Annotated in this window: 12 protein-coding genes and 4 pseudogenes; 7 read left to right on the forward strand and 9 right to left on the reverse strand. The window is 57.6% G+C overall.

All coding sequences use genetic code 11. From position 1 onward, the window contains the following. The first annotated feature begins 10 nt into the window (after nt 1-10). The 6 genes from KTH07_RS00095 to KTH07_RS00120 all read left to right on the forward strand — a co-directional run bounded on the left by KTH07_RS00095 (nt 11) and on the right by KTH07_RS00120 (nt 6,849). Nucleotides 11-652 (forward strand): DUF4310 family protein, encoded by a 642-nt coding sequence (locus tag KTH07_RS00095; protein WP_015572508.1) that lies wholly within the window; start codon nt 11-13, stop codon nt 650-652. A 42-nt stretch (nt 653-694) separates the two neighbouring features. Further along, the gene (locus KTH07_RS00100) at nt 695-1,828 is read left to right on the forward strand and encodes an amidohydrolase/deacetylase family metallohydrolase (RefSeq protein WP_017383915.1); all 1,134 of its coding nucleotides are present in this window, start codon (nt 695-697) and stop codon (nt 1,826-1,828) included. Then, nucleotides 1,812-2,930, forward strand: a complete 1,119-nt coding sequence (locus tag KTH07_RS00105) for a DgaE family pyridoxal phosphate-dependent ammonia lyase (RefSeq protein ID WP_023295814.1) — start codon at nt 1,812-1,814, stop codon at nt 2,928-2,930. The genes KTH07_RS00100 and KTH07_RS00105 overlap by 17 nt, the downstream gene beginning before the upstream one ends. Beyond that, nucleotides 2,927-3,667, forward strand: a complete 741-nt coding sequence (locus KTH07_RS00110) for a KDGP aldolase family protein (protein ID WP_017694646.1) — start codon at nt 2,927-2,929, stop codon at nt 3,665-3,667. Before KTH07_RS00105 ends, KTH07_RS00110 begins: the two co-directional genes overlap by 4 nt. A gap of 115 nt (nt 3,668-3,782) precedes the next feature. Then, entirely contained in the window at nt 3,783-4,919 is a 1,137-nt protein-coding gene (locus tag KTH07_RS00115) for a lactonase family protein (protein ID WP_032103144.1), read from the forward strand. A 19-nt stretch (nt 4,920-4,938) separates the two neighbouring features. Further along, a complete protein-coding gene (locus KTH07_RS00120; protein WP_032634096.1) occupies nt 4,939-6,849 on the forward strand; it encodes a transcription antiterminator in 1,911 nt (636 codons plus the stop codon). Nucleotides 6,850-6,881: 32 nt separating this feature from the next. On the opposite strand, the gene nrdG is transcribed toward KTH07_RS00120, so the two are convergent. The 5 genes and pseudogenes from nrdG to KTH07_RS00145 all read right to left on the reverse strand — a co-directional run bounded on the left by nrdG (nt 6,882) and on the right by KTH07_RS00145 (nt 14,537). Then, nucleotides 6,882-7,346, reverse strand: coding sequence for an anaerobic ribonucleoside-triphosphate reductase-activating protein (nrdG, locus tag KTH07_RS00125; protein WP_023302982.1), 465 nt, complete (start codon nt 7,344-7,346; stop codon nt 6,882-6,884). A 105-nt stretch (nt 7,347-7,451) separates the two neighbouring features. Beyond that, entirely contained in the window at nt 7,452-9,590 is a 2,139-nt protein-coding gene (gene nrdD, locus KTH07_RS00130; RefSeq protein WP_217310867.1) for an anaerobic ribonucleoside-triphosphate reductase, read from the reverse strand. Nucleotides 9,591-9,958: 368 nt separating this feature from the next. Next, nucleotides 9,959-10,531, reverse strand: a complete 573-nt coding sequence (locus tag KTH07_RS00135) for a PTS sugar transporter subunit IIA (protein ID WP_015572515.1) — start codon at nt 10,529-10,531, stop codon at nt 9,959-9,961. Between the two features lies 1 nt (nt 10,532). Continuing rightward, a pseudogene (locus KTH07_RS00140) lies at nt 10,533-13,129 on the reverse strand (glycoside hydrolase family 38 C-terminal domain-containing protein). Nucleotides 13,130-13,139: 10 nt separating this feature from the next. Continuing rightward, nucleotides 13,140-14,537: a PTS fructose transporter subunit IIC gene (locus KTH07_RS00145; protein WP_071842881.1), complete on the reverse strand. Its 1,398-nt coding sequence runs from the start codon at nt 14,535-14,537 to the stop codon at nt 13,140-13,142. 179 nt (nt 14,538-14,716) lie between these two features. On the opposite strand from KTH07_RS00145, the pseudogene KTH07_RS00150 reads away from it, so the two are divergent. Then, a pseudogene (locus KTH07_RS00150) lies at nt 14,717-15,253 on the forward strand (MurR/RpiR family transcriptional regulator); the annotation flags it as partial. On the opposite strand, the pseudogene KTH07_RS00155 reads toward KTH07_RS00150, so the two are convergent. The 4 genes and pseudogenes from KTH07_RS00155 to treR all read right to left on the reverse strand — a co-directional run. Then, nucleotides 15,236-15,718 (reverse strand): annotated as a pseudogene (locus KTH07_RS00155) (oligogalacturonate-specific porin KdgM family protein); the annotation flags it as partial. The pseudogenes KTH07_RS00150 and KTH07_RS00155 overlap by 18 nt on opposite strands. A 134-nt stretch (nt 15,719-15,852) precedes the next feature. Further along, a complete protein-coding gene (gene treC, locus KTH07_RS00160) occupies nt 15,853-17,508 on the reverse strand; it encodes an alpha,alpha-phosphotrehalase (RefSeq protein WP_023295820.1) in 1,656 nt (551 codons plus the stop codon). A 51-nt stretch (nt 17,509-17,559) separates the two neighbouring features. Continuing rightward, nucleotides 17,560-18,976 (reverse strand): annotated as a pseudogene (treB, locus tag KTH07_RS00165) (PTS trehalose transporter subunit IIBC). A 127-nt stretch (nt 18,977-19,103) separates the two neighbouring features. Further along, complete coding sequence (gene treR, locus KTH07_RS00170; protein ID WP_017383908.1) at nt 19,104-20,051, reverse strand: trehalose operon repressor TreR; 948 nt, start codon at nt 20,049-20,051, stop codon at nt 19,104-19,106. Between the last annotated feature and the right edge of the window lie 37 nt (nt 20,052-20,088).

Raw genomic sequence — 20,088 nt, forward strand, 5'->3', positions numbered from 1 at the left:
GAGCCTCTAAATGGAACAGAATAAAGGTTTTTGGTATGCCGACTGGTCGTTCCCGATCTTCGTTGGCCTGCTCTCCTCCGGCGTCTTCGCCGGGACGCACATGTACTACCTCTACGGCATCGGCGCGTTTAACGAAGTGGCCTTCGTGGCGATGCTGAAAGCGGGAATCGATACCGGCGTCTACGGCGCGGTGGCGGCGTTCGGTGCTAGCTTCCTGTTCGCCCGTATTATCGAAGGCTCGCTAGTGGGTATTCTCGATATCGGCGGTGCGATCCAGACCGGCGTGGGCCTCGGCGTTCCGGCGCTGCTGCTGGGCGCGGGGATCATGTTCCCGGTGACCAACTTCATTGCCGCGCTGATTACCGGCCTGGTGATTGGCCTGGCGATTGGCTACGTCATCATCCTGGCGCGTAAGTTCACCATCAATCAGAGCAACTCCACCTACGGCGCAGACGTGATGATGGGCGCGGGTAACGCCTCCGGCCGCTTCCTCGGGCCGTTGATTATCCTCAGCGCCATGACCGCCTCCATTCCAATCGGCGTCGGTTCCCTGGTAGGCGCGCTGCTGTTCTACATCTGGCAGAAGCCGATTACCGGTGGCGCCATCCTCGGCGCAATGATTTTGGGCTGGCTGTTCCCGGTCGCCCTTTAATACCCGCGGGCGCTTCGGTGCCCGCTTTATCAGGAGATCCTCATGTTTGATTTACTCCTGCGCCGTGCGCGCCTCGCCGACGATACCCTGACCGATATCGCCATCCAGGACGGGAAGATTGCCGCGACAGGCGACATTGACGCTCCCGCCCGCAAAACGGTTGAGCTGAACGGCGACGTGTTCGTCAGCGCGGGCTGGATTGACTCCCACGTCCACTGCTACCCGAACTCCCCGATTTACCACGACGAGCCGGACAGCGTGGGCATTGCCACCGGCGTCACCACCGTGGTGGACGCGGGCAGTACCGGAGCCGACGACGTGGACGATTTTTACGCCATCACCCGCAAAGCCTCCACCGAGGTGTTTGCCCTGCTGAACATCTCCCGCGTGGGGCTGATCGCCCAGAACGAGCTGGCCAACATGGCGAATATTGACGCCGATGCGGTGAAGCAGGCGGTGACGCGCCACCCGGATTTTATCGTTGGCCTGAAGGCGCGCATGAGCAGCAGCGTGGTCGGTGAAAACGGCATCACCCCGCTGGAGCGCGCGAAAGCGATTCAGAAAGAGAACGGCGACCTGCCGCTGATGGTGCACATCGGCAACAACCCGCCGAACCTCGATGAGATTGCCGAACTGCTGAGCTCCGGCGACATCATCACCCACTGCTACAACGGCAAGCCTAACCGCATTCTGACGCCCTCCGGCGAGCTGCGCGCCTCCATTACGTCTGCGCTGAAGCGCGGCGTGCGCCTGGACGTCGGCCACGGCACGGCGAGCTTCAGCTTTGAAGTGGCGAAGCGCGCCATTGCGATGGGCATTCTGCCGCATACCATCAGCTCGGATATTTACTGCCGCAACCGCATCAACGGCCCGGTCGGCTCGCTGGCGAGCGTGATGTCGAAATTCCTCGCCATCGGCATGTCATTGCCGCAGGTGATTGACTGTGTCACGGCCAACGCCGCCGACGGCCTGCGCCTGACGCGCAAAGGCCGCATTCAGCCTGGCCTCGACGCCGATCTGACGCTGTTTACGCTCAAGCGCCAGCCGACGGTGCTGACGGATGCCGAAAACGACAGCCTACAGGCTGAACACATTCTGATGCCGCTTGCCGCGATCCGCGCGGGCAAGGGCTACATGACCGAACAAGGGAGCACGGAACATGCCTTCGATTTATGAGAAGTACAACTTAAAGCAGGTTATCAACACCTCTGGCCGCATGACGGCGCTGGGTGTCTCCACGCCGCGCCCGGAAGTGGTGCAGGCGGCGATGGACGGCATGAATCACTATTTCGAGATGAAGGATCTGGTCAATAAAACCGGGGAATACATCGCGAAGCTGCTGGAGGTGGAAGGGGCGACGGTGGTCTCCTGCGCGTCGGCGGGCATTGCCCAGTCCGTGGCGGCGGTGCTGGTGAAAGACAGCGACTGGCTGCTGGAAAACCTGCACGTCACACCGATTGAAAACAACGAAATCGTCCTGCCGAAAGGCCACAACGTGAACTTTGGCGCGCCGGTGGGCACCATGGTGGCGCTGGGCGGCGGCAAGCTGGTGGAGGCGGGCTACGCCAACGAATGCTCTGCCGATCAGCTGGCGGCGGCGATCACTCCGCGCACGGCGGCGATCCTCTACATCAAATCGCACCACTGCGTGCAGAAAAGCATGCTCAGCGTCGAGCAGGCGGCGGTCGTGGCGCGCAAGCACGATCTCCCGCTGATCGTCGATGCGGCGGCGGAAGAAGATCTGCACGCCTACTACCGCTCCGGTGCCGATCTGGTGATCTACAGCGGCGCGAAGGCGATCGAAGGGCCAACCAGCGGGCTGGTGATCGGCAAAACCCAGTACGTTGAGTGGGTGAAGCGCCAGACGGCGGGCATTGGTCGCGCGATGAAAGTGGGCAAAGAGGGTATCCTGGGCCTGACCTGCGCCATCGAACACTACCTGACGGCGACCAAAGAGAGCGGGGCCGAGATGGTGGCGAAGATGACGCCGTTTATCGACGCGTTGAACACCCTGAACGGCGTGACCGCGCGCGTGGTCTGGGACAGCGCCGGGCGTGACATCGCCCGCACCGAGATTAAGTTTGACGAAGCCACCACCGGCGTCGGCACCGGTGAACTGGTGAACGCGCTGAAACAGGGCGAATACGCCATTTACTTCCGTGGCTATAAGGCCAACGAAGGGATTATCGAGGCGGACGTGCGCAGCGTGAATGCTGACCAGCTGAACATCGTGTACCGCCGCATTAGCGAAGTATTAGGACAGGAGAAAAAAGCATGAAACTGACCCCCAACTTTTACCGTGACCGCGTCTGCCTGAACGTGCTGGCAGGCTCAAAGGCCAACGCCAGCGCCATTTACGAGGCGGCGGAAGGTCATGTGCTGGTGGGCGTGCTCTCCAAAAATTACCCGGACGTGGCGAGCGCGGTTGCGGACATGCGCGAATACGCAGCCCTGATTGATAATGCGCTCTCCGTGGGGCTGGGCGCGGGCGACCCGAACCAGTCAGCGATGGTGAGTGAAATCTCCCGCCAGGTGCAGCCGCAGCACGTTAACCAGGTCTTTACCGGCGTGGCCACCAGCCGCGCGCTGCTGGGGCAGAATGAGTCCGTGGTCAACGGTCTGGTCTCCCCGACCGGCACCGTCGGCATGGTGAAAATCTCCACCGGCCCGCTGAGCAGCAAAGCGCCGGACGGCATAGTGCCGGTTGAAACCGCTATCGCCCTGCTGAAAGATTTCGGCGGCAGCTCCATCAAGTACTTCCCGATGGGCGGCCTGAAATGCCGTGACGAATACCAGGCGGTGGCGGAAGCCTGCGCCCGTCACGACTTCTGGCTGGAGCCGACCGGGGGAATCGATCTGGAGAACTTCGAGGCGATCTTGCAGATCGCCCTGGATGCGGGCGTGAGCAAAATCATCCCGCATATCTACAGCTCGATTATCGATAAAGCCAGCGGTGATACGCGTCCGGAAGATGTGCGTACGCTGCTGGCGATGACGAAGAAGCTGGTTAAGTAGAACCTGCCCCTCACCCTAACCCTCTCCCACCGGGAGAGGGAACCTTTAACCCCTCTCCCTTTGGGAGAGGGCTGGGGTGAGGGGAAACAAACCGCACACACCCGAAGGAGCCACCATGCACACCCGTACCCTGCTTGTCGCTTCACTCTCTTTACTTGCTACCTCTGCAATCGCTCAAACCCAGTACGCCTGGGTGGGTACCTATAATCCGAACGGTGAAGGGCTGTACCGCTTTACCGTCGATCCGCAAACCGGTGCGCTGAACGATAAAACACTGGTGAGCAAACTGCCGAACGCCGCGCAGTTAACCGTCTCACACGACGGCAAAACGCTGTATCTGGCAAGCGAAGTGGAGCAGGGCGTGGTGCAGGCGCTGCGCATCGGTGATAACGGCGCGCTGAGCGAGCTGAATCAGGTGTCCTCCGGCGGCGCGGGGCCGGTGTATCTTTCCCTGACGCCGAACGGCAAACATCTGCTGGTGGCAAACTACGTCAGCGGAACTGTCGCGGTGCTGCCCGTTAACGCAGACGGCAGCCTGGGCGATGCTACGGACACCCATCAGGACAAAGGCGAACCGGGCGCGGCGAAGCCGGAAGCTGCCGTCGAGGGCAGTTTCGCCATCAGCGATCATAACGGCCCACATGCGCACATGATCGCCGCCGATCCGGACGGGAAATACGTTTTTTCCACCGATCTGGGGCTGGATCGCATCTATCAGTACCGTTTTGACGATCAAACCGGGAAGCTGACTCCTAACGATCCGCCATTTATCAGCGCCTCCTCAAAAGGGGCCGGGCCGCGCCACTTCGTCTTTACGCCGAAAGGCGATGCCCTGTGGCTGATTAACGAAGAGGCGTCTACGCTCACCCATTATGCGCTGGACAGTAATGGCAGGCTGAAAGAGGGTAAAACGGTTTCAGCCCTGCCGGACGGTTATAAAGGCACCAGTTTTGCTGCCGGGCTGGCGCTAAGCGCCGACGGGAAACAGCTGTATGTCGCTAACCGTTTGCATAACAGCATCGGGCACTTTACCGTAACGGCGGAGGGTACGCTGACGCATCAGGATGATGTCTGGACGCGCGGCGACTATCCGCGCACCCTGACGCTCGATAAGCAGGGTCGCTGGCTGTACGTCATGAACCAGCGCAGCGACAACATTACCCGTTTCCGCGTGGCGCCGGACGGCAAGCTGAGCGCCGAGCCAGACTATACCCCGGTCGGCAGCCCATCCCAGATGGTCATTTCACCCTGAGCAGTAAGAGGACAACGACGTGCGATTTCCGAACCAACGTTTAGCGCAACTTTTCGATCTGTTGCAAAACGAGACGCTGCCACAGGACGAGCTGGCGCAGCGGCTGTCGGTCTCCACGCGAACCGTCCGGGCGGATATCACCGCCCTGAACGCGCTGCTGGCCAGCCACGGCGCGCAGTTCATTTTGAGCCGGGGCAACGGCTATCAGCTCAAAATTAATGATGTGGTGCGCTATCAACAATTGCAGGCGTCCCACCCGCGCGCGCTGCGTATTCCGCGAACCGGACCGGAGCGCGTGCACTATCTGGTGGTGCGTTTTCTGACGTCAGCCTTTTCCCTCAAGCTGGAGGATCTGGCCGATGAGTGGTTCGTCAGCCGGGCTACGTTGCAGAGCGACATGGTGGAAGTGCGCGAGTGGTTTCACCGTTATAACCTGACGCTGGAAACCCGCCCGCGCCACGGGATGAAGCTGTTTGGCAGCGAGATGGCGATCCGCGCCTGCCTGACCGACCTCCTGTGGGAGCTGGCGCAGCAGGACAGCCTGAACCCGCTGGTGACCGACGTGGCGCTGAATGCGGGGGTGGCGGAAAAGATGGTGCCGGTGCTGCACGATGCGCTGACGCGCCATCACATTCGCCTGACCGATGAAGGCGAGCTGTTCCTGCGCCTGTACTGCGCGGTGTCGGTGCGGCGCATCAGCGAGGGGTATCCGCTGCCGGAATTCCACGCGGAGGACGTGGAAGAGAACGTGCGTGAGGCGGCGAAAGATATCGCGGTGGCTATCCAGGAGCTGGCGGGCAAAGCGCTTTCGCCGTCAGAAGAGAGCTGGCTGTGTGTGCACATTGCGGCGCGGCAGATCCAGGAGATCGCCCCCAGCGCGATTAACGCCGACGACGACGAAGCCCTGGTCAACTACATTCTGCGCTACATCAACACCCACTATAACTACAACCTGCTGAGCGATGAGCAACTGCATGCAGATCTGCTCACGCACATCAAAACCATGATTACCCGCGTGCGGTATCAAATCATGATCCCCAATCCGCTGCTGGATAACATCAAGCAGCACTACCCGATGGCGTGGGATATGACCCTCGCGGCGGTGTCGAGCTGGGGCAAATACACCCCGTATGTGATCAGCGAAAACGAAATTGGTTTTCTGGTGCTGCATATCGGCGTCGGGCTGGAGCGCCATTACAATATCGGCTACCAGCGCCAGCCGCGGGTGCTGCTGGTGTGCGACGCCGGTAACGCGATGGTGCGCATGATCGAGGCGGTACTTCAGCGTAAATATCCGCAGATTGAGGTGACGCGCACGCTCACCCTTCGTGAGTACGAGCTTGCCGATGCCATTGGCGAAGACTTCGTGATCTCCACCGCCCGCGTGAGCGAAAAATCCAAACCGGTGGTGATGATCGCCCCGTTCCCGACCGATTATCAGTTAGAGCAGATCGGCAAGCTGGTGCTGGTGGATCGCACCCGCACGTGGATGCTGGAAAAATACTTCGACGCGGCCCATTTCCGCATTCTCGACAAGCCTGTCGACCAGCAAACGCTGTTCCGCGAACTGTGCGGGCAGCTTGAAGGGGAAGGTTTTGTCGGCGCGGAGTTTCTGGAATCGGTTATCGAGCGTGAAGCCATCGTCAGCACCATGCTCGGCGACGGCATCGCGCTGCCGCACTCCCTCGGGCTGCTGGCGCAAAAAACGGTGGTCTACACCGTGCTGGCGCCGCAGGGCATTCAGTGGGGAGATGAAACCGCTCATGTCATCTTCCTGCTCGCCATCAGCAAAAGCGAGTACGAAGAGGCAATGGCGATTTACGACATCTTTGTCACCTTCCTGCGTGAACGCGCGATGGCGCGCCTGTGCCAGTGCGAGAATTTTGCGGCGTTTAAGGCTGAGGCGATGGAGAGTTTGAGTCGGTTTTGACGTTCAGGCGGACAGAGGATATCCGCCTTCATTCAACGCAGATGATGCACAACCTGGTTGCTGCTGCCGCGCCAGATAAGCATAGGATCTTTTAGATCCTGCACGAACTTGCCGTCGACCAGGACGTTAATCAGATCCACCACTTCCATCTGCTGCGCATTCAGTTCATCCAGCTTATAGCCCGTCCAGACCCAGATGTCTTTTCCTGCGCACTCGCGGCGGATGCGTTTTACCAGCTTCAGGATCGCCGGCACGTTTTGCGGATGGAGCGGGTCGCCGCCGGAGAGCGAGATCCCCTGGCGTTTGATGCGCGTGTCGTTCAGGTCGTTGATGATGCGGTCTTCCATCTCAGCGGTAAACGGCATACCCGAGTTCAGGCGCCAGGTGCTTTTGTTGTAGCAGCCGGGGCACTCGTGAACGCAGCCTGATACAAACAGGGTACAGCGGGTGCCGGGGCCGTTGACGATGTCGACGGGGTAGTACTGGTGATAGTTCATCGCGAATAACCACGCCGGGTGGCGCTGCGCTTACCCGGCCTACAAAAGAGAGCGGTCCGTAGGCCCGGTAAGCGCAGCGCCACCGGGCATTAACGTGGCAGCGGATTACCCGATCTGCCCATTCCCCAGATGTTTCACCCTGCGCTTCACCTCTTCCTGCTTACCGGCGTTAAACGGACGGGCATCCGGGCTGCCGAGGTAGCCGCACACGCGGCGGGTCACGGAGACGCGGGCTGCGTCGTGGTTACCGCATTTCGGGCAGGTGAAGCCTTTGCTGGTGCATTCGAACTCACCGGTAAAGCCGCACTCGTAGCACTCGTCAATTGGCGTGTTGGTTCCGTAGTACGGCACGTGCTGATAGCTGTAATCCCACACGTCTTCCAGCGCCTTCAGGTTGTGCTGAATGTTCGGGTACTCGCCGTAGCAGATAAAACCGCCGTTCGCAATGGGCGGATAGGCCGCTTCAAAGTCGATCTTGTCGTACGGGTTCACCTTCTTCTCCACATCGAGGTGGAAGCTGTTGGTGTAGTAACCTTTGTCGGTCACGCCTTCCACGATGCCGAACTCGGCGGTGTCCAGACGGCAGAAGCGATCGCAGAGGTTTTCGCTCGGCGTGCTGTACAGGCTGAAACCGTAGCCAGTTTCCTCTTTCCACTGGTCTACCGCATCGCGCAGGCGCTGCACAATCGCGATACCTTTCTCACGCAGGGCGTCGTTGTCATAGATGTGCTTGTCGCCAAACAGCGCGTTAATCGTTTCGTGAATGCCGATATAGCCAAGAGAGATCGATGCGCGACCGTTTTTGAAGATCTCCGACACATCATCGTCCGCCTTCAGGCGCACGCCGCAGGCTCCTTCCATATAGAGAATTGGCGCGACGCGGGCTTTCACCCCTTCAAGACGGGCGATGCGGGTCATAAGCGCCTTACGTGCCAGCTGTAAACGTTCATCCAGCAGCGTCCAGAAGGCCGCTTCATTCCCTTTAGCTTCCAGCGCGATGCGCGGCAGGTTCAGGCTGATGACGCCCAGGTTGTTGCGCCCGTCGTGGATCTGCTCGCCGTTCTCATCTTCGTACACGCCGAGGAAGCTGCGGCAGCCCATTGGCGTTTTAAACGAACCGGTGACTTTCACCACCTGGTCGTAGTTGAGGATGTCCGGGTACATACGCTTGCTCGCGCACTCCAGCGCCAGCTGCTTGATGTCATAGTTCGGATCGCCAAACTTGTGGTTCAGGCCGTCACGAATGGCGAACACCAGTTTCGGGAACACCGCCGTTTTACGGTTTTTACCGAGGCCGGAGATGCGGTTGCGCAGAATAGACTGCTGGAGCAGGCGTGATTCCCAGCTGGTGCCGAGGCCAAACCCGAAGGTCACAAACGGCGTCTGGCCGTTGGCGGTGTGCAGCGTGTTTACCTCATATTCCAGCGACTGGAACGCGTCGTAGCACTCTTTCTCGGTGCGGGAACGGGCGTAACCGTCGGCATCCGGGATCTGCCACTCTTCCGCCGTTTTACGGTGTTTGTTGAAGCTCTCGGCCACGAACGGGGCCAGCACTTCATCGATGCGGTTAATGGTGGTGCCGCCATAGATGTGGCTTGCCACCTGGGCGATGATCTGCGCCGTGACCGCCGTCGCGGTGGAGATGGATTTCGGCGGCTCAATCTCGGCGTTACCCATTTTAAAACCGTGGGTCAGCATGCCTTTCAGGTCGATCAGCATGCAGTTAAACATCGGGAAGAACGGCGAGTAGTCGAGATCGTGATAGTGGATCTCACCGCGCTCGTGCGCAGACACCACGTCGCGCGGCAGCAGGTGCTGGCGGGCATAGTGCTTGGCGACGATACCGGCCAGCAGGTCGCGCTGGGTTGGGATCACTTTGCTGTCTTTGTTGGCATTTTCATTGAGCAGCGACGAGTTGGTTTGCTCTACCAGGCCGCGGATCTCCTGGTTCAGGCGACCGCGTTTCTCACGCTGGACGTCACGGTCGTGACGATACTCAATGTAGGCGCGCGCCAGCTGCTTGTACGGACCAGACATCAGCTGGTTTTCAACCGCGGTCTGGATCTCGTTGATATCCACCTGGCTGCGTTCATGCATCTGGCTGCTAACGACTTCTGCGACGGTGGCGCAGTAATCTGCGTCATCGACTCCCGCTGCTTTAGCTGCACGCAGAATGGCTTCTTTGATGCGCTCTGATTTAAACGGCACTTTACAGCCATCACGTTTCATCACATGCGGTGTCATGATCACTCCATTTTAAAAACAGGTTATCCACAAAGGTGGAGAAGTATTCACCGGACGTATTCCTCGCCGCGGCAAAGACTTCCCGCGTGCCCAGCTCGTGTTATCCACAATTCCGGCCAGCGTTCGCGCCGTCTTGTTGTTGGAATAGTAGACGATAAATACAAGATGTTGGGTCGGCGTGCATTTTAAGTGCTACATATAGTGATTTGCATCAAACAAGTTTGCGATTTTTTTGATGCAGAACAAAGTAAAAAGACGAGAGTACATACGGCGGGCGCTGGGGCAATTGTAAAGACTCGAAGGAAAAATCTGATTAATTATTCAACAAAAACAAGCGCTCAGCAGAGCCTGTGCTGAGCGCTGCTCGATTAACTCACCCCGCAGGCCCAGCTCAACCCTGCCTGCAAAAAGGCTACGGTAACGATGCAGCCCAGTACCAACGGGATGAGAAGAGAGCTTTCGGGGGCATCGTCCTGTTTTTGAGAACCTTCATTACTCAGCGCAGACATCGCCTCTTCCCGCGTACGCGCCGCCAGCAATTGCTCACGCACCCGCTCATCCGTGAGTCTGCTGGTCAGCGTCGTCAGCAGGTGCATATGCGTACTGCCTGCTTCCGCTGGCGGAATGGCGAGCAGGAAAACCATCCTCACCTCTTCATCACCCTCCAGCCCCGGCCAGCATATCGGATCGTCAAAGAGCGCCAGACAAAATGCCGCCTGTTGCACCGCCTCGGTTTTACCGTGCGGGACGGCGAGCGCTTCACCCAGCGCGGTAGGGCCTTCACTTTCACGTTGTAAAACGCTTTCGATAAATGCCTCTCGATCGTTGATGACCTTCCGCCTGGCGAGCGGCTCGGTGAGCCAACGGATCACTGCTTCCGGCGTACGTTGGGGCGGGTTGATAAACACCAGATCGGGATGCGTCAATGCCAGCAAGTTCATATTAAGCCTCAATCAAAAAATCGCAGGTTGCGGAGGGGAGGATCGCCGTTACCGGTTGCATCGGCTCTTCCAGATAGTTGATCTGCCGTAACACTGCCAGACTTTCCGGGACGGGAGCCGGTTGTGTCCCGGCGTTAAATACGCGTAAGACGGTGCCATGCAGCAGCTGCGCATGGGGCAGAGCGGAAAGGATGAGCGGCTCCGGCACGGTCAGTAGCGAGAACTCTGCCGGAAGCCTGCGCTCGGGCAGACGCAACGAAAAGCGCTCAAGACGGTGATCGAGCGTGTGTAGCGTTTGCCGTTGGTAGGTGAAGGGCTGTCCAGCCGCCTGATTTTCCAGCTGGCGCAGCGTGAGGTGGTCGGCGTTGTCGGCCAGCGCGACGGTGAATGAAAAGCGCAACGGTTTCAGCAACTGGGCATCAGGAGTCTCAACCACCGTATTATTGATGCCGGAGGCCCGACCCGGTCGCCATTCGAGATCGCTGCGTCCGAGCACGCCCGTCGATTTAAACATCGTCAGGGCAATAGCAGCGGGTTCGCTGCCGATAATCTGAAATTCTTTCATGCCACGGCTAGTCACAACCAGCGCTTTACCCGGTTCCGTGACAGCGATAATGCCCTCGCTGGTTTCGATATCCACGGGCTTCTCGCGATAGCGTTCTTGCCAGTGTTCACCGTCATATCCCGTTTCGCGCTGGATGATTGCGAAGGGCTGTGAGGCGATAGCGTGACGGGTGTGAACATCGCTGCCGATCAGTAAACGTAGCCGGTGATCGCAGTGGCTGTTTTCCAGCGAAGCCTCGACATACAGATTCGGATCGTCGTGGCGTAATTCGCAGACCAGACGAATGGATAACGGCGTTCGGGCCGTATCCTGACGGCTGGCGAGATCCTGCGGAAGACGCATTGTGGCCTCGACGGTCAGCTTTTCGACAAGCGGCGTTTTTACGCCGTCGACGAGCGTAAAATGCGAACAGCGCGTCGGCGCGTCGCCCGCAAGCGGTGAGAAATCGTAGCTGTCGCCCGCGTCCGCGCAGTCTTCAAAGGTAAAGAAAGAGGGGATACGTCTGCCGCTGCGTTTGTCATGCAGGGTAAGCGTTCCGGCATCCAGCGACAGTCGATAATGCGCATTCTCAATCTCGCTGCCCTTTATCTTTTCAGACGCCAGGAAAGGCGCAGGGTCTTCTTCAACGTTAACGGTGAGATAGCCGATCGGCGGCAGAACCGGTGTCTTTACCGCAACGTGCCAGCGGTAATAAGGGAGAAGGGGCGTCTCGCACTCGCCCTCGGCGGTAAGGGAGATCGCCGTTCCGCCGGGCAGAATGTCTCTTTCCAGGACGTCGAAAGGGATGGGCTGCCCCTGATGCGTCAGGGCGATATTATCCGCCCGGCTATACAGTGTGGCTATCACCACGCGCTGCGTTGGGGTAGCCAGCGAGTTAAAAATCAGCAGGTCGCCATCCTGAACGCAGGCGGCGGCCAGGGTTTTCACCACCAGATTCCACAGGCTATGGCACAGCTGTTCGGTTTGTTCCATACGATGCAGAATGTCGCGGTTGGTGGCATCGCTATTACAGCCGCCAATGGAATCGTGGGCATGGTTTCGCAACAGCTTTTTCCAGAGGGTGTCGACTACCGCGAGGTTGACCGGAATCCCCTGGTGACGCGCCATTGCGATTGTCGGCTCCAGCTGTCGCAGGATGAATTGTTCAACCTCATCGTTTTTCTTTTTGATGTCGTAGCGCACGGAGCCGATCGTTTTATGGATGCGGGTGTAGCGCGGCGATTTCAGCTCTCCTTCCAGAGCTCAAACTGTTCACGCTGCGCGCGAAGGGTTTCTACATAACGCTCCAGAGAGCTGATGAAGTAACGGTCCTGATCCGGGGACTGTGCGCTGGCGACCTCCAGAATTTTCGGCAGCGCCGGGTCGATGCTGACCTGATCGCCGCCGCAGGGCAGGAGCAGGTCGTTTAGACCGGCCCGTGAACGCAAAAGTGTGGTCATCGGGTAGATTTTTCCCCGGAGATGGGAGGCTTCCGAACGCATGTTTTTAGCCGCGCCATAACCGAGCGCCATCGCACAGGCGATGACGGTCGCACCTGAGGGTGCGCGCCAGAGGAACTGGCTGCTTTTGGCGTGCCTGTCGTGATCGATACCGCGCCAGAAGACGATATTGTCGATATTGCAGCCCTGCAAGATCGTGGGCATTTGCGCATTGTGGCCAAAGGTATCCGGAAGATACCCAACCTGCATCGCATGCCCCAGCGTCCGGGCAGAAAAAATGCCGTACTTCAGGTTGCGGATAATCGATTCGCCATGCACGTTATAGGTGTCCGTCTGGGTATACCATGGCCCTACGAAGATCCTTTTTTCTCTGACCAGCTTTTCCAGCCTGGCGCGATAATCAGGATTGATGGCGAGAAAGTCCTCCACTACCGCCATCTGTCCGTCAAGGTGATAGCAGGTGTAAGCGGAGTCCTGCTCCAGCGTGTTGATGACGTCCGCAAAATTATATGACGCCAGCACCATGCTGTCCTGACGGGTGAAATACCACTCCTGATCCCAGTGCGTATGGGCAATGACGTGGATCTGATTCATGACGTTCCCCTTATCTGGCGTTCTTTGGGCTGACATAGAGCACGCCCAGGGCGCAAATCAGTGCGCCAATAAAGACGCTCGCCAGGTAGCCCGCCACGTTGGTTGCCAGCGGCCAGCCCCAGACGGCTGGCAGAGGCAGCGTCTGCTTCACGCCAAGGGTAATGGCGACCAGCGCGCCGGCGACGGCACCGGTCATGAACACCGGGATCAGACGTGGGTTTTTCAGGATGAACGGGATCGCGCCTTCGGAGATCCCAATCACGCCCAGCAACAACGAGGTGCTACCGACGGTTTTCTCTTCCTGGCTAAAGACATCCGGTAATCCAAAGCGGCCGTTGAGGAACGCAGCAAAGCCGACGCCAATGGAGGGGATCACGATGGAGAGTTCGCGGGCGGTTAAATCAAACGTCTCGCTCATGCCGTTCAGGCCGAGCGCGACCGAGCCTGCCGCCTTGTTGACCGGACCGCCCAGGTCGAACGCGGTGCCCGCGGCGATCATCGCGGAATAGAACCCGCGCCCGGTGTCACCTGCCGAGGTAAAAAAGACCACCATCAGCTGGTTAAGCGAGCCAAAAATCGGGTTAATCAAATATTCCATGACCATCACCAGCGTAATGCCGGTGATCAGCGGGACGAGCAGCATGGTTTTAATGGTGGTGAGCTGCTGGCGGACGTGAATCGAATCATTGAGCCAGCGCACCAGATAGCCCACAAAAAAGCCGATACCAATGGCGCCGAAAAAGCCGGATGGCATAAAGCCTTCGATATCAAAGAAGCGCTTATAGACTTCGTCTGACATGATGCCGCCAATAAGACCGGGGATGAGTGCCGGTTTACCGGCAATGGAAAACGCCAGATACATTGCAAAAACGGGATACATGAACTTAATGGTCATAAAGCCCACTTTATCCAGCACGCTGAACGGCGAATGTTCGATGTTAATAAACTGCCCGGTTATTTTGGCCGTCGCCATCATCAGCCCACCCATCACCACCACCGGCAGCATATAGCTGATGGCCGCCATAATATGGCCAATAAAAATCTGGTAAGCCGAACGCTGAAGATCGTCTTCTTGTGCGACAGTGGTGACGTTTTTTTCCTTTGCCAGCGCCTGACGCAGATAGCGATCGGTATGTTTGATCAGCTCTTGTGTGCGGGTTTGAAGGTGAGGAATGTTTTCAAAACGCTCGGCATCCTGAATGGGAACGTCGGTTGCCAGAATAATGGCCGTGGCGGAGGCGATATCCTGTTTTGTTAAGCGGTTTTTAACGCCGTCGCTGCCCTGCGTTTCGACCTTTACCTCGATATTGTGCTCGTTAGCCCATGCAATAATTTTATTCGCCGCCATAAAGGTGTGTGCGATACCTGTCGGGCAGGCCGTTACCGCGACAACTTTTTGTTTCGTCATTGTCATAATTCCCTGGATGTGAAAACAGGGGAAGTATAAAGAGAACCTAAAACAGTTTTTAATGTTTGCTAATACTAATTACGTATCGTGATACGCGTAAATTCAATGTGTGAAGCGCCTTCCAGAGACTATTTCTCTGTTGTGTTAATATCATCTCGGGATTAAACGGGGCGTAATAGATGAATTCATTCCAGGGAAGTGAACGTTTGATATTTGAATACATTCAGCATCATGCGTGTAATATTTCTAATATATCGGCAAAAGAGATTGCCCGTGATACCTTTACCACGACAACATCCGTTAATCGTGTATGTAAAAAAATGGGCTATAAAAGCTATACCGAGCTTCGGTACCGTTTTTTACGCGACCATTTTACACCTGCACCTGCTACACCCGACGTGGGGCCGCAGCCGGATGATATTGTGACAGACGTGTCCAGGTTGCTTACGCATTCCAGCCATATCTATCTTTACGCACGGGGAGCCTCGCTCACCAGCCTCAACTACCTGTCGCGCTTTTTGTCGCTGGCGAGCCTGCCGCACCTTATTTTGAATGACATGCACCAGTTGACACGCGTATCGAAGGGGACGCTGGTGTTGATCAGTAAATCCGGGGAGACGCAGTCGCTGATTGAAATGGCGCGTAACGCGCTGCGCAAAGGGTTGAAGATTATTGCGATTACCCGTCAGGGGTCGACACTGGCGGCGAGTATAACCGCTGCCGTCGAGTTCTTTATCGCTGTGCGCGTCATTGACGGTGTTATAGCGGTAACGGGCGGAGAGATTCAGACCGTTATCGAAGGCTTTCCAGCCCTGAATGAAGGGGCGGTAATGCGTATTGCTGGCGGTGAAAACCGTCACCATGCCAGGCGCAACGGCGAAACCATTTCCCAGATCGAAACGCCAGCGCGTTTCGATTTCCTGTGCCGCTTCCGTTAACCCTTTGTCGTCTGGGTTATATCTGTCGGTATCACCAAAAAACGTATCGTTATGGTTTTGAGCGGCTTCAACGGAGAAGTAAAAACCGTTATTCGCCTGATGCATGACCTTAATGCGTGAATCATTTACGTCTGAGCGTGTATTATGACCAAAGCGAAGATCGACGGACGTATTTCCGCACCATCCCTGCGTGCTCAATAATAATGCGCTAATACACGTTGCTTTAATAATTATCTTTTTCATAATATCCTGCCGAGGTTATTTAATTGGCAGGCTATTTTTATTTTGAGTGCGCCATATTGTAAAAGTTATCGTCGTACATTTAGCGTATCGCTAAACATAAAAAAAGAGATACAGCATGCTGTATCTCCTGAGGTTTATTCCTGCACCCACCAGATAGCTTCAAACGGGCGCAATAGCAACGTATCGGGTCGGAAGGGAACCTCTTCATAGTTGCTGAGTGCCACCCGCCATGCTCCCTCTACGGGGACGGGCTGCCACTGCTGGCGCGCGTGGCTCAGGTTCGCCACCACCATCAGCGTTTGTCCCTGCCACTGGCGGCGGTAGCACCACAGGGAAGGGTGGTCAGGCAGGAGATCCTCATAATCCCCCCACGTCAGTACCGACAAGGTTTTGCGCAGGCGAATCAGCGACTGATAGGTGTAAAACACCGAATTGGGGTCGTCCAGCGCCGCGCGGGCGTTCACGGTTTCGTAGTTGTCGCAGACGCCAATCCACGGCTCGGCCTCGGTAAAGCCCGCATTATGCGAGGCGTCCCACTGCATCGGCGTGCGGCCATTATCGCGTGACTTACTCGCCAGAATCGCCAGTAGTTCATCCGTATCGCGACCGTTAGCCCGCTGTTCGGCGAACATGTTCAGGCTTTCCACGTCGCGGTAGTCGGTGATACGGCTGAAATGCGGGTTGGTCATACCCAGTTCTTCACCCTGGTAGATATACGGCGTGCCCTGCATCCCGTGCAGCACCATGCCGAGCATTTTCGCCGCCGCCACGCGGTGTTCCCCTTCGTCACCAAAGCGCGACACGATGCGCGGCTGGTCATGGTTACACCAGAACAGCGCGTTCCAGGCTTTGTTGTGCATCCCCTGCTGCCAGTGGCGGAAAAGGGTTTTTAGCGCCACGAAGTCCGGCTTCGCCTTCGTCCATTTTTCGCCGCCGGGGTAGTCTACCTTGAGGTGGTGGAAGTTAAAGGTCATCGACAGCTCGCGGCCGTCAAGAGACGCGTACTGTTGGCAGTTCTCCAGCGAGGTGGAGGACATCTCGCCCACCGTCATCAGATTACGCGGCGTAAAGACGTCGCGGCTCATCTCCTGAAGATATTCGTGGATGCGCGGCCCGTCAGTGTAGAAGCGGCGACCGTCGCCGAGGGTATCGTCCGGGAAATCCTGATCTTTTGAAATCAGGTTAATCACGTCCAGACGCAAGCCGTCCACGCCGCGATCGGCCCAGAACTCGCACACTTTTTTCAGCTCGGCGCGCACCGCCGGGTTTTCCCAGTTGAGATCCGCCTGCTCCGGTGCGAACAGGTGCAGATAATACTGCTCGCTTTCGGCGTGCCAGCGCCAGGCGTTGCCGCCAAATTTGGAGCGCCAGTTGTTGGGAAGCGTATCCGGCGTACCGTCGCGCCAGATATAGAACTGGCGGTACGGACTCGCTTTATCCAGCGACTCACGGAACCAGGCGTGCTGCGTGGACGTGTGGTTAAAGACCATATCCAGCACGATGCGGATGCCGCGTTCATGCGCCCGGGCAACCAGCTCGTCAAAGTCGTCCAGCGTGCCGTAGGTCGGATCGATGGCAGTGTAGTTCGCCACGTCGTAACCGTTATCCACCTGCGGGGAGATATAAAACGGCGTCAGCCAGATGGCGTCAATGCCGAGGGTTTTCAGGTAGTCCAGGCGCTGCGTCACGCCGCGCAGATCGCCCGTGCCGCTGCCGGTGGTGTCCTGGAAACTCTTTGGGTAAATCTGATAGATGACGCCGTTCTGCCACCAGTGAGGAAGGGTATTCATAGTACGTTCCTGCAAATGCGAAGGGGCGCAACTGCGCCCCGAAAGAGAGAATTAAACAATCTGCAACGTGCCCTGACGGAACTTACGCTGGTAAACCACAGTAGTCAGCGCCATTGGGATGATAATCGCCACCGCCATCGCCAGCGCAAATACCTGCCAGAACGCGGGCTGAATGGAGAGGATACCCGGCAGGCCGCCGACGCCAATCCCGTTCGCCATCACGCTGTTCAGGCCGCACAGCAAGCCCGCCAGACCGGAGCCGATCATCGCGCAGAGCATCGGGAAGCGGTATTTCAGGTTGATACCGTACATCGCCGGTTCAGTGACGCCGAGGTAAGCGGAGATGGCAGCCGGAACGGAGATCTCGCTCGTTGTGCTTACGGCTGACGATGATGATGCCGGTTACCGCCGAGGCCTGCGCAATGTTAGACAGGGCGATGATCGGCCAGACAGGCGTACCGCCGAGGCTCTGGATCATCTGCATATCAATCGCCAGCGTGGTCTGGTGCACGCCGGTGATCACCAGCGGAGCGTAGAGGAAGCCAAACAGCGCGGCACCGATTGGCGCGAAGCTGCCGGTCATCAGGTGACGGACCGCGAAGGCCACGCCGTCGCCAATCATGCGGCCAAACGGACCGATAAAGGCGTGCGCCAGGAACACCGCCAGGATCAGCGAGCAGACCGGGACCACCACTAGATAGAGGTAATCCGGCACGATGCGCTTCAGGCGCGTCTCAATAAAGCCCAGCGCCAGGCCCGCCAGCAATGCCGGGATCACCTGCGCCTGATAGCCGACTTTGGCGATGGTAAACAGGCCGAAGTTCCACACCTCTGGCGTTTGCTGACCAAGTAAGTAAGCGTTCATTAACTGCGGAGAGACCAGCGTCACGCCGAGCACGATACCGAGAATTGGCGTTCCGCCCATCTTGCGCACCGCGGACCAGCAGATCCCGACTGGCAGATAGAAGAAGATCGCTTCGCCAATCAGCCACAGGAAGTCATAGATGCTTTGCAGCGCCGGGTACATCTGCGCCAGGGTTTTGCCGTCGCTCATTGGCACATCGCCGATGACGTTACGGAAGCCCAGAATTAAGCCCCCGCTGATCAGCGCTGGCAGCAGCGGGAAGAAGATCTCCGCAAAATGGGAAATCAGCTGCTCATGCCATTTCATATTCTGGCGCGCGGCCTTCTTCGCCTGCTCTTTATCGGCGGAAGAGTGCCCGGTAGTCGCCAGCAGAGCCTGATAGTAATCGCCCACTTCGGTACCAATCACCACCTGAAACTGCCCGGCGTTGGTGAAGCAGCCTTTAACCATAGAAAGCTCTTCAATGGCCTTCGGGTTGGCTTTGGCCGGATCGTTCAGCACGAAGCGCAGGCGGGTAATGCAATGGCTGACGGTGGCGATGTTATCGCGTCCGCCGACCAGGACGATCAGCTGATCGATATCTGTTTGTTTGACTTTACTCATCATGAAACCTCATGACAGATGGTGATAGGGGTTATGACCTGTGCGCAAGCCTACTCCTTCAACGTGACGGCGAAAATGGGAACGTTCCCGAAATCGGGCGAAGATCACAATAATCTATTCAAAAGAATTATGAGAGATGGGCTGGAATAACGATCTGACGGGGCTCGGTACGCCCGGTAATCTGCTCGATCAGCTGCGCGGCAGCCTGCCGGCCAGACTCGGCGTAACCCGGATCAACGCTGATAATCTCCGGGTGTAAGAACTTCATCAGCGGCGTGCTTCCCACGCTCGCTAATTGCAGTTCCCCGATGCGCTGCTCCTGCAAATATTTGCTCGCACCCAATGCAAGGGTATCCGTGGCGCATACCAGGGCGGTGGTTTGTGACGTCAGCACGCTGGCGACCTGTTCATATCCCTGTTTCATACCCAGACCGGGCAGCGCGGCCACGGCGGGAAGATTGTGTTTTTTACAAAACGCCAGGTACGCTTCGTGGCGACGCTTGCCGGTGGTGATGTCGGCATGCGGCACGCCGAGATAGCTAATATGCCGATGGCCCTGTTCATACAGGCGCTGCATCAGGATCACGATCGCCCCTTCGTCATCGTAACAGACAGAGGCAAACCCGCTGGCGTCGCGCGCCAGCAGCACCAGTGACGGCTGCCAGGGTTTAAGCACGTCCTCTTTTAGGCCGGTAAATCCGAACAGCACCACCCCATCAATATTACGGCGCTGAAGCATGCCGAGATGCTCCTCCACCATTTGCGCGGAGAACTTGCTCTCCATCATGATCGGATCGTAGCCCTGCTCGTAGAACGCGGGCAGCATCGTCTGTACGGCGAGGTTTTCGGAGAGGGAATCCAGACGCGAGACAATAATGGCGACCACTTTATCGCTCTGCCCGCGCATGGCGCGCGCGGAGCGGGAAGGGGAAAAACCGTGCTGATTCATCACCGCCTCGACGCGCTCGCGTGTGCGCTCGCTGACACCGCTTTCGTTGTTCAGCACGCGTGAGACAGTCGATTTCCCCACGCCGCTTAAACGCGCGATATCTTTAATCGTAAGGCGGTTCTGCATGCTGTATTCCCTGTAACAACGATAAAATAATCAATTG

The sequence above is a fragment of the Enterobacter cloacae complex sp. ECL72 genome (genome assembly GCF_019056635.1).
GTDB classification, from domain to species: domain Bacteria; phylum Pseudomonadota; class Gammaproteobacteria; order Enterobacterales; family Enterobacteriaceae; genus Enterobacter; species Enterobacter hormaechei_C.

Bases quoted from the DNA above. Each gene is read 5' to 3' on its own strand.
- KTH07_RS00105 (WP_023295814.1), top strand. From the start codon at position 1,812: ATGCCTTCGATTTATGAGAAGTACAACTTAAAGCAGGTTATCAACACC.
- treC (WP_023295820.1), bottom strand. From the start codon at position 17,508: ATGAATACCCTTCCTCACTGGTGGCAGAACGGCGTCATCTATCAGATT.
- KTH07_RS00100 (WP_017383915.1), top strand. From the start codon at position 695: ATGTTTGATTTACTCCTGCGCCGTGCGCGCCTCGCCGACGATACCCTG.
- nrdD (WP_217310867.1), bottom strand. From the start codon at position 9,590: ATGACACCGCATGTGATGAAACGTGATGGCTGTAAAGTGCCGTTTAAA.
- KTH07_RS00145 (WP_071842881.1), bottom strand. From the start codon at position 14,537: ATGACGAAACAAAAAGTTGTCGCGGTAACGGCCTGCCCGACAGGTATC.
- nrdG (WP_023302982.1), bottom strand. From the start codon at position 7,346: ATGAACTATCACCAGTACTACCCCGTCGACATCGTCAACGGCCCCGGC.
- KTH07_RS00110 (WP_017694646.1), top strand. From the start codon at position 2,927: ATGAAACTGACCCCCAACTTTTACCGTGACCGCGTCTGCCTGAACGTG.
- KTH07_RS00115 (WP_032103144.1), top strand. From the start codon at position 3,783: ATGCACACCCGTACCCTGCTTGTCGCTTCACTCTCTTTACTTGCTACC.
- KTH07_RS00135 (WP_015572515.1), bottom strand. From the start codon at position 10,531: ATGAACTTGCTGGCATTGACGCATCCCGATCTGGTGTTTATCAACCCG.
- KTH07_RS00095 (WP_015572508.1), top strand. From the start codon at position 11: ATGGAACAGAATAAAGGTTTTTGGTATGCCGACTGGTCGTTCCCGATC.
- treR (WP_017383908.1), bottom strand. From the start codon at position 20,051: ATGCAGAACCGCCTTACGATTAAAGATATCGCGCGTTTAAGCGGCGTG.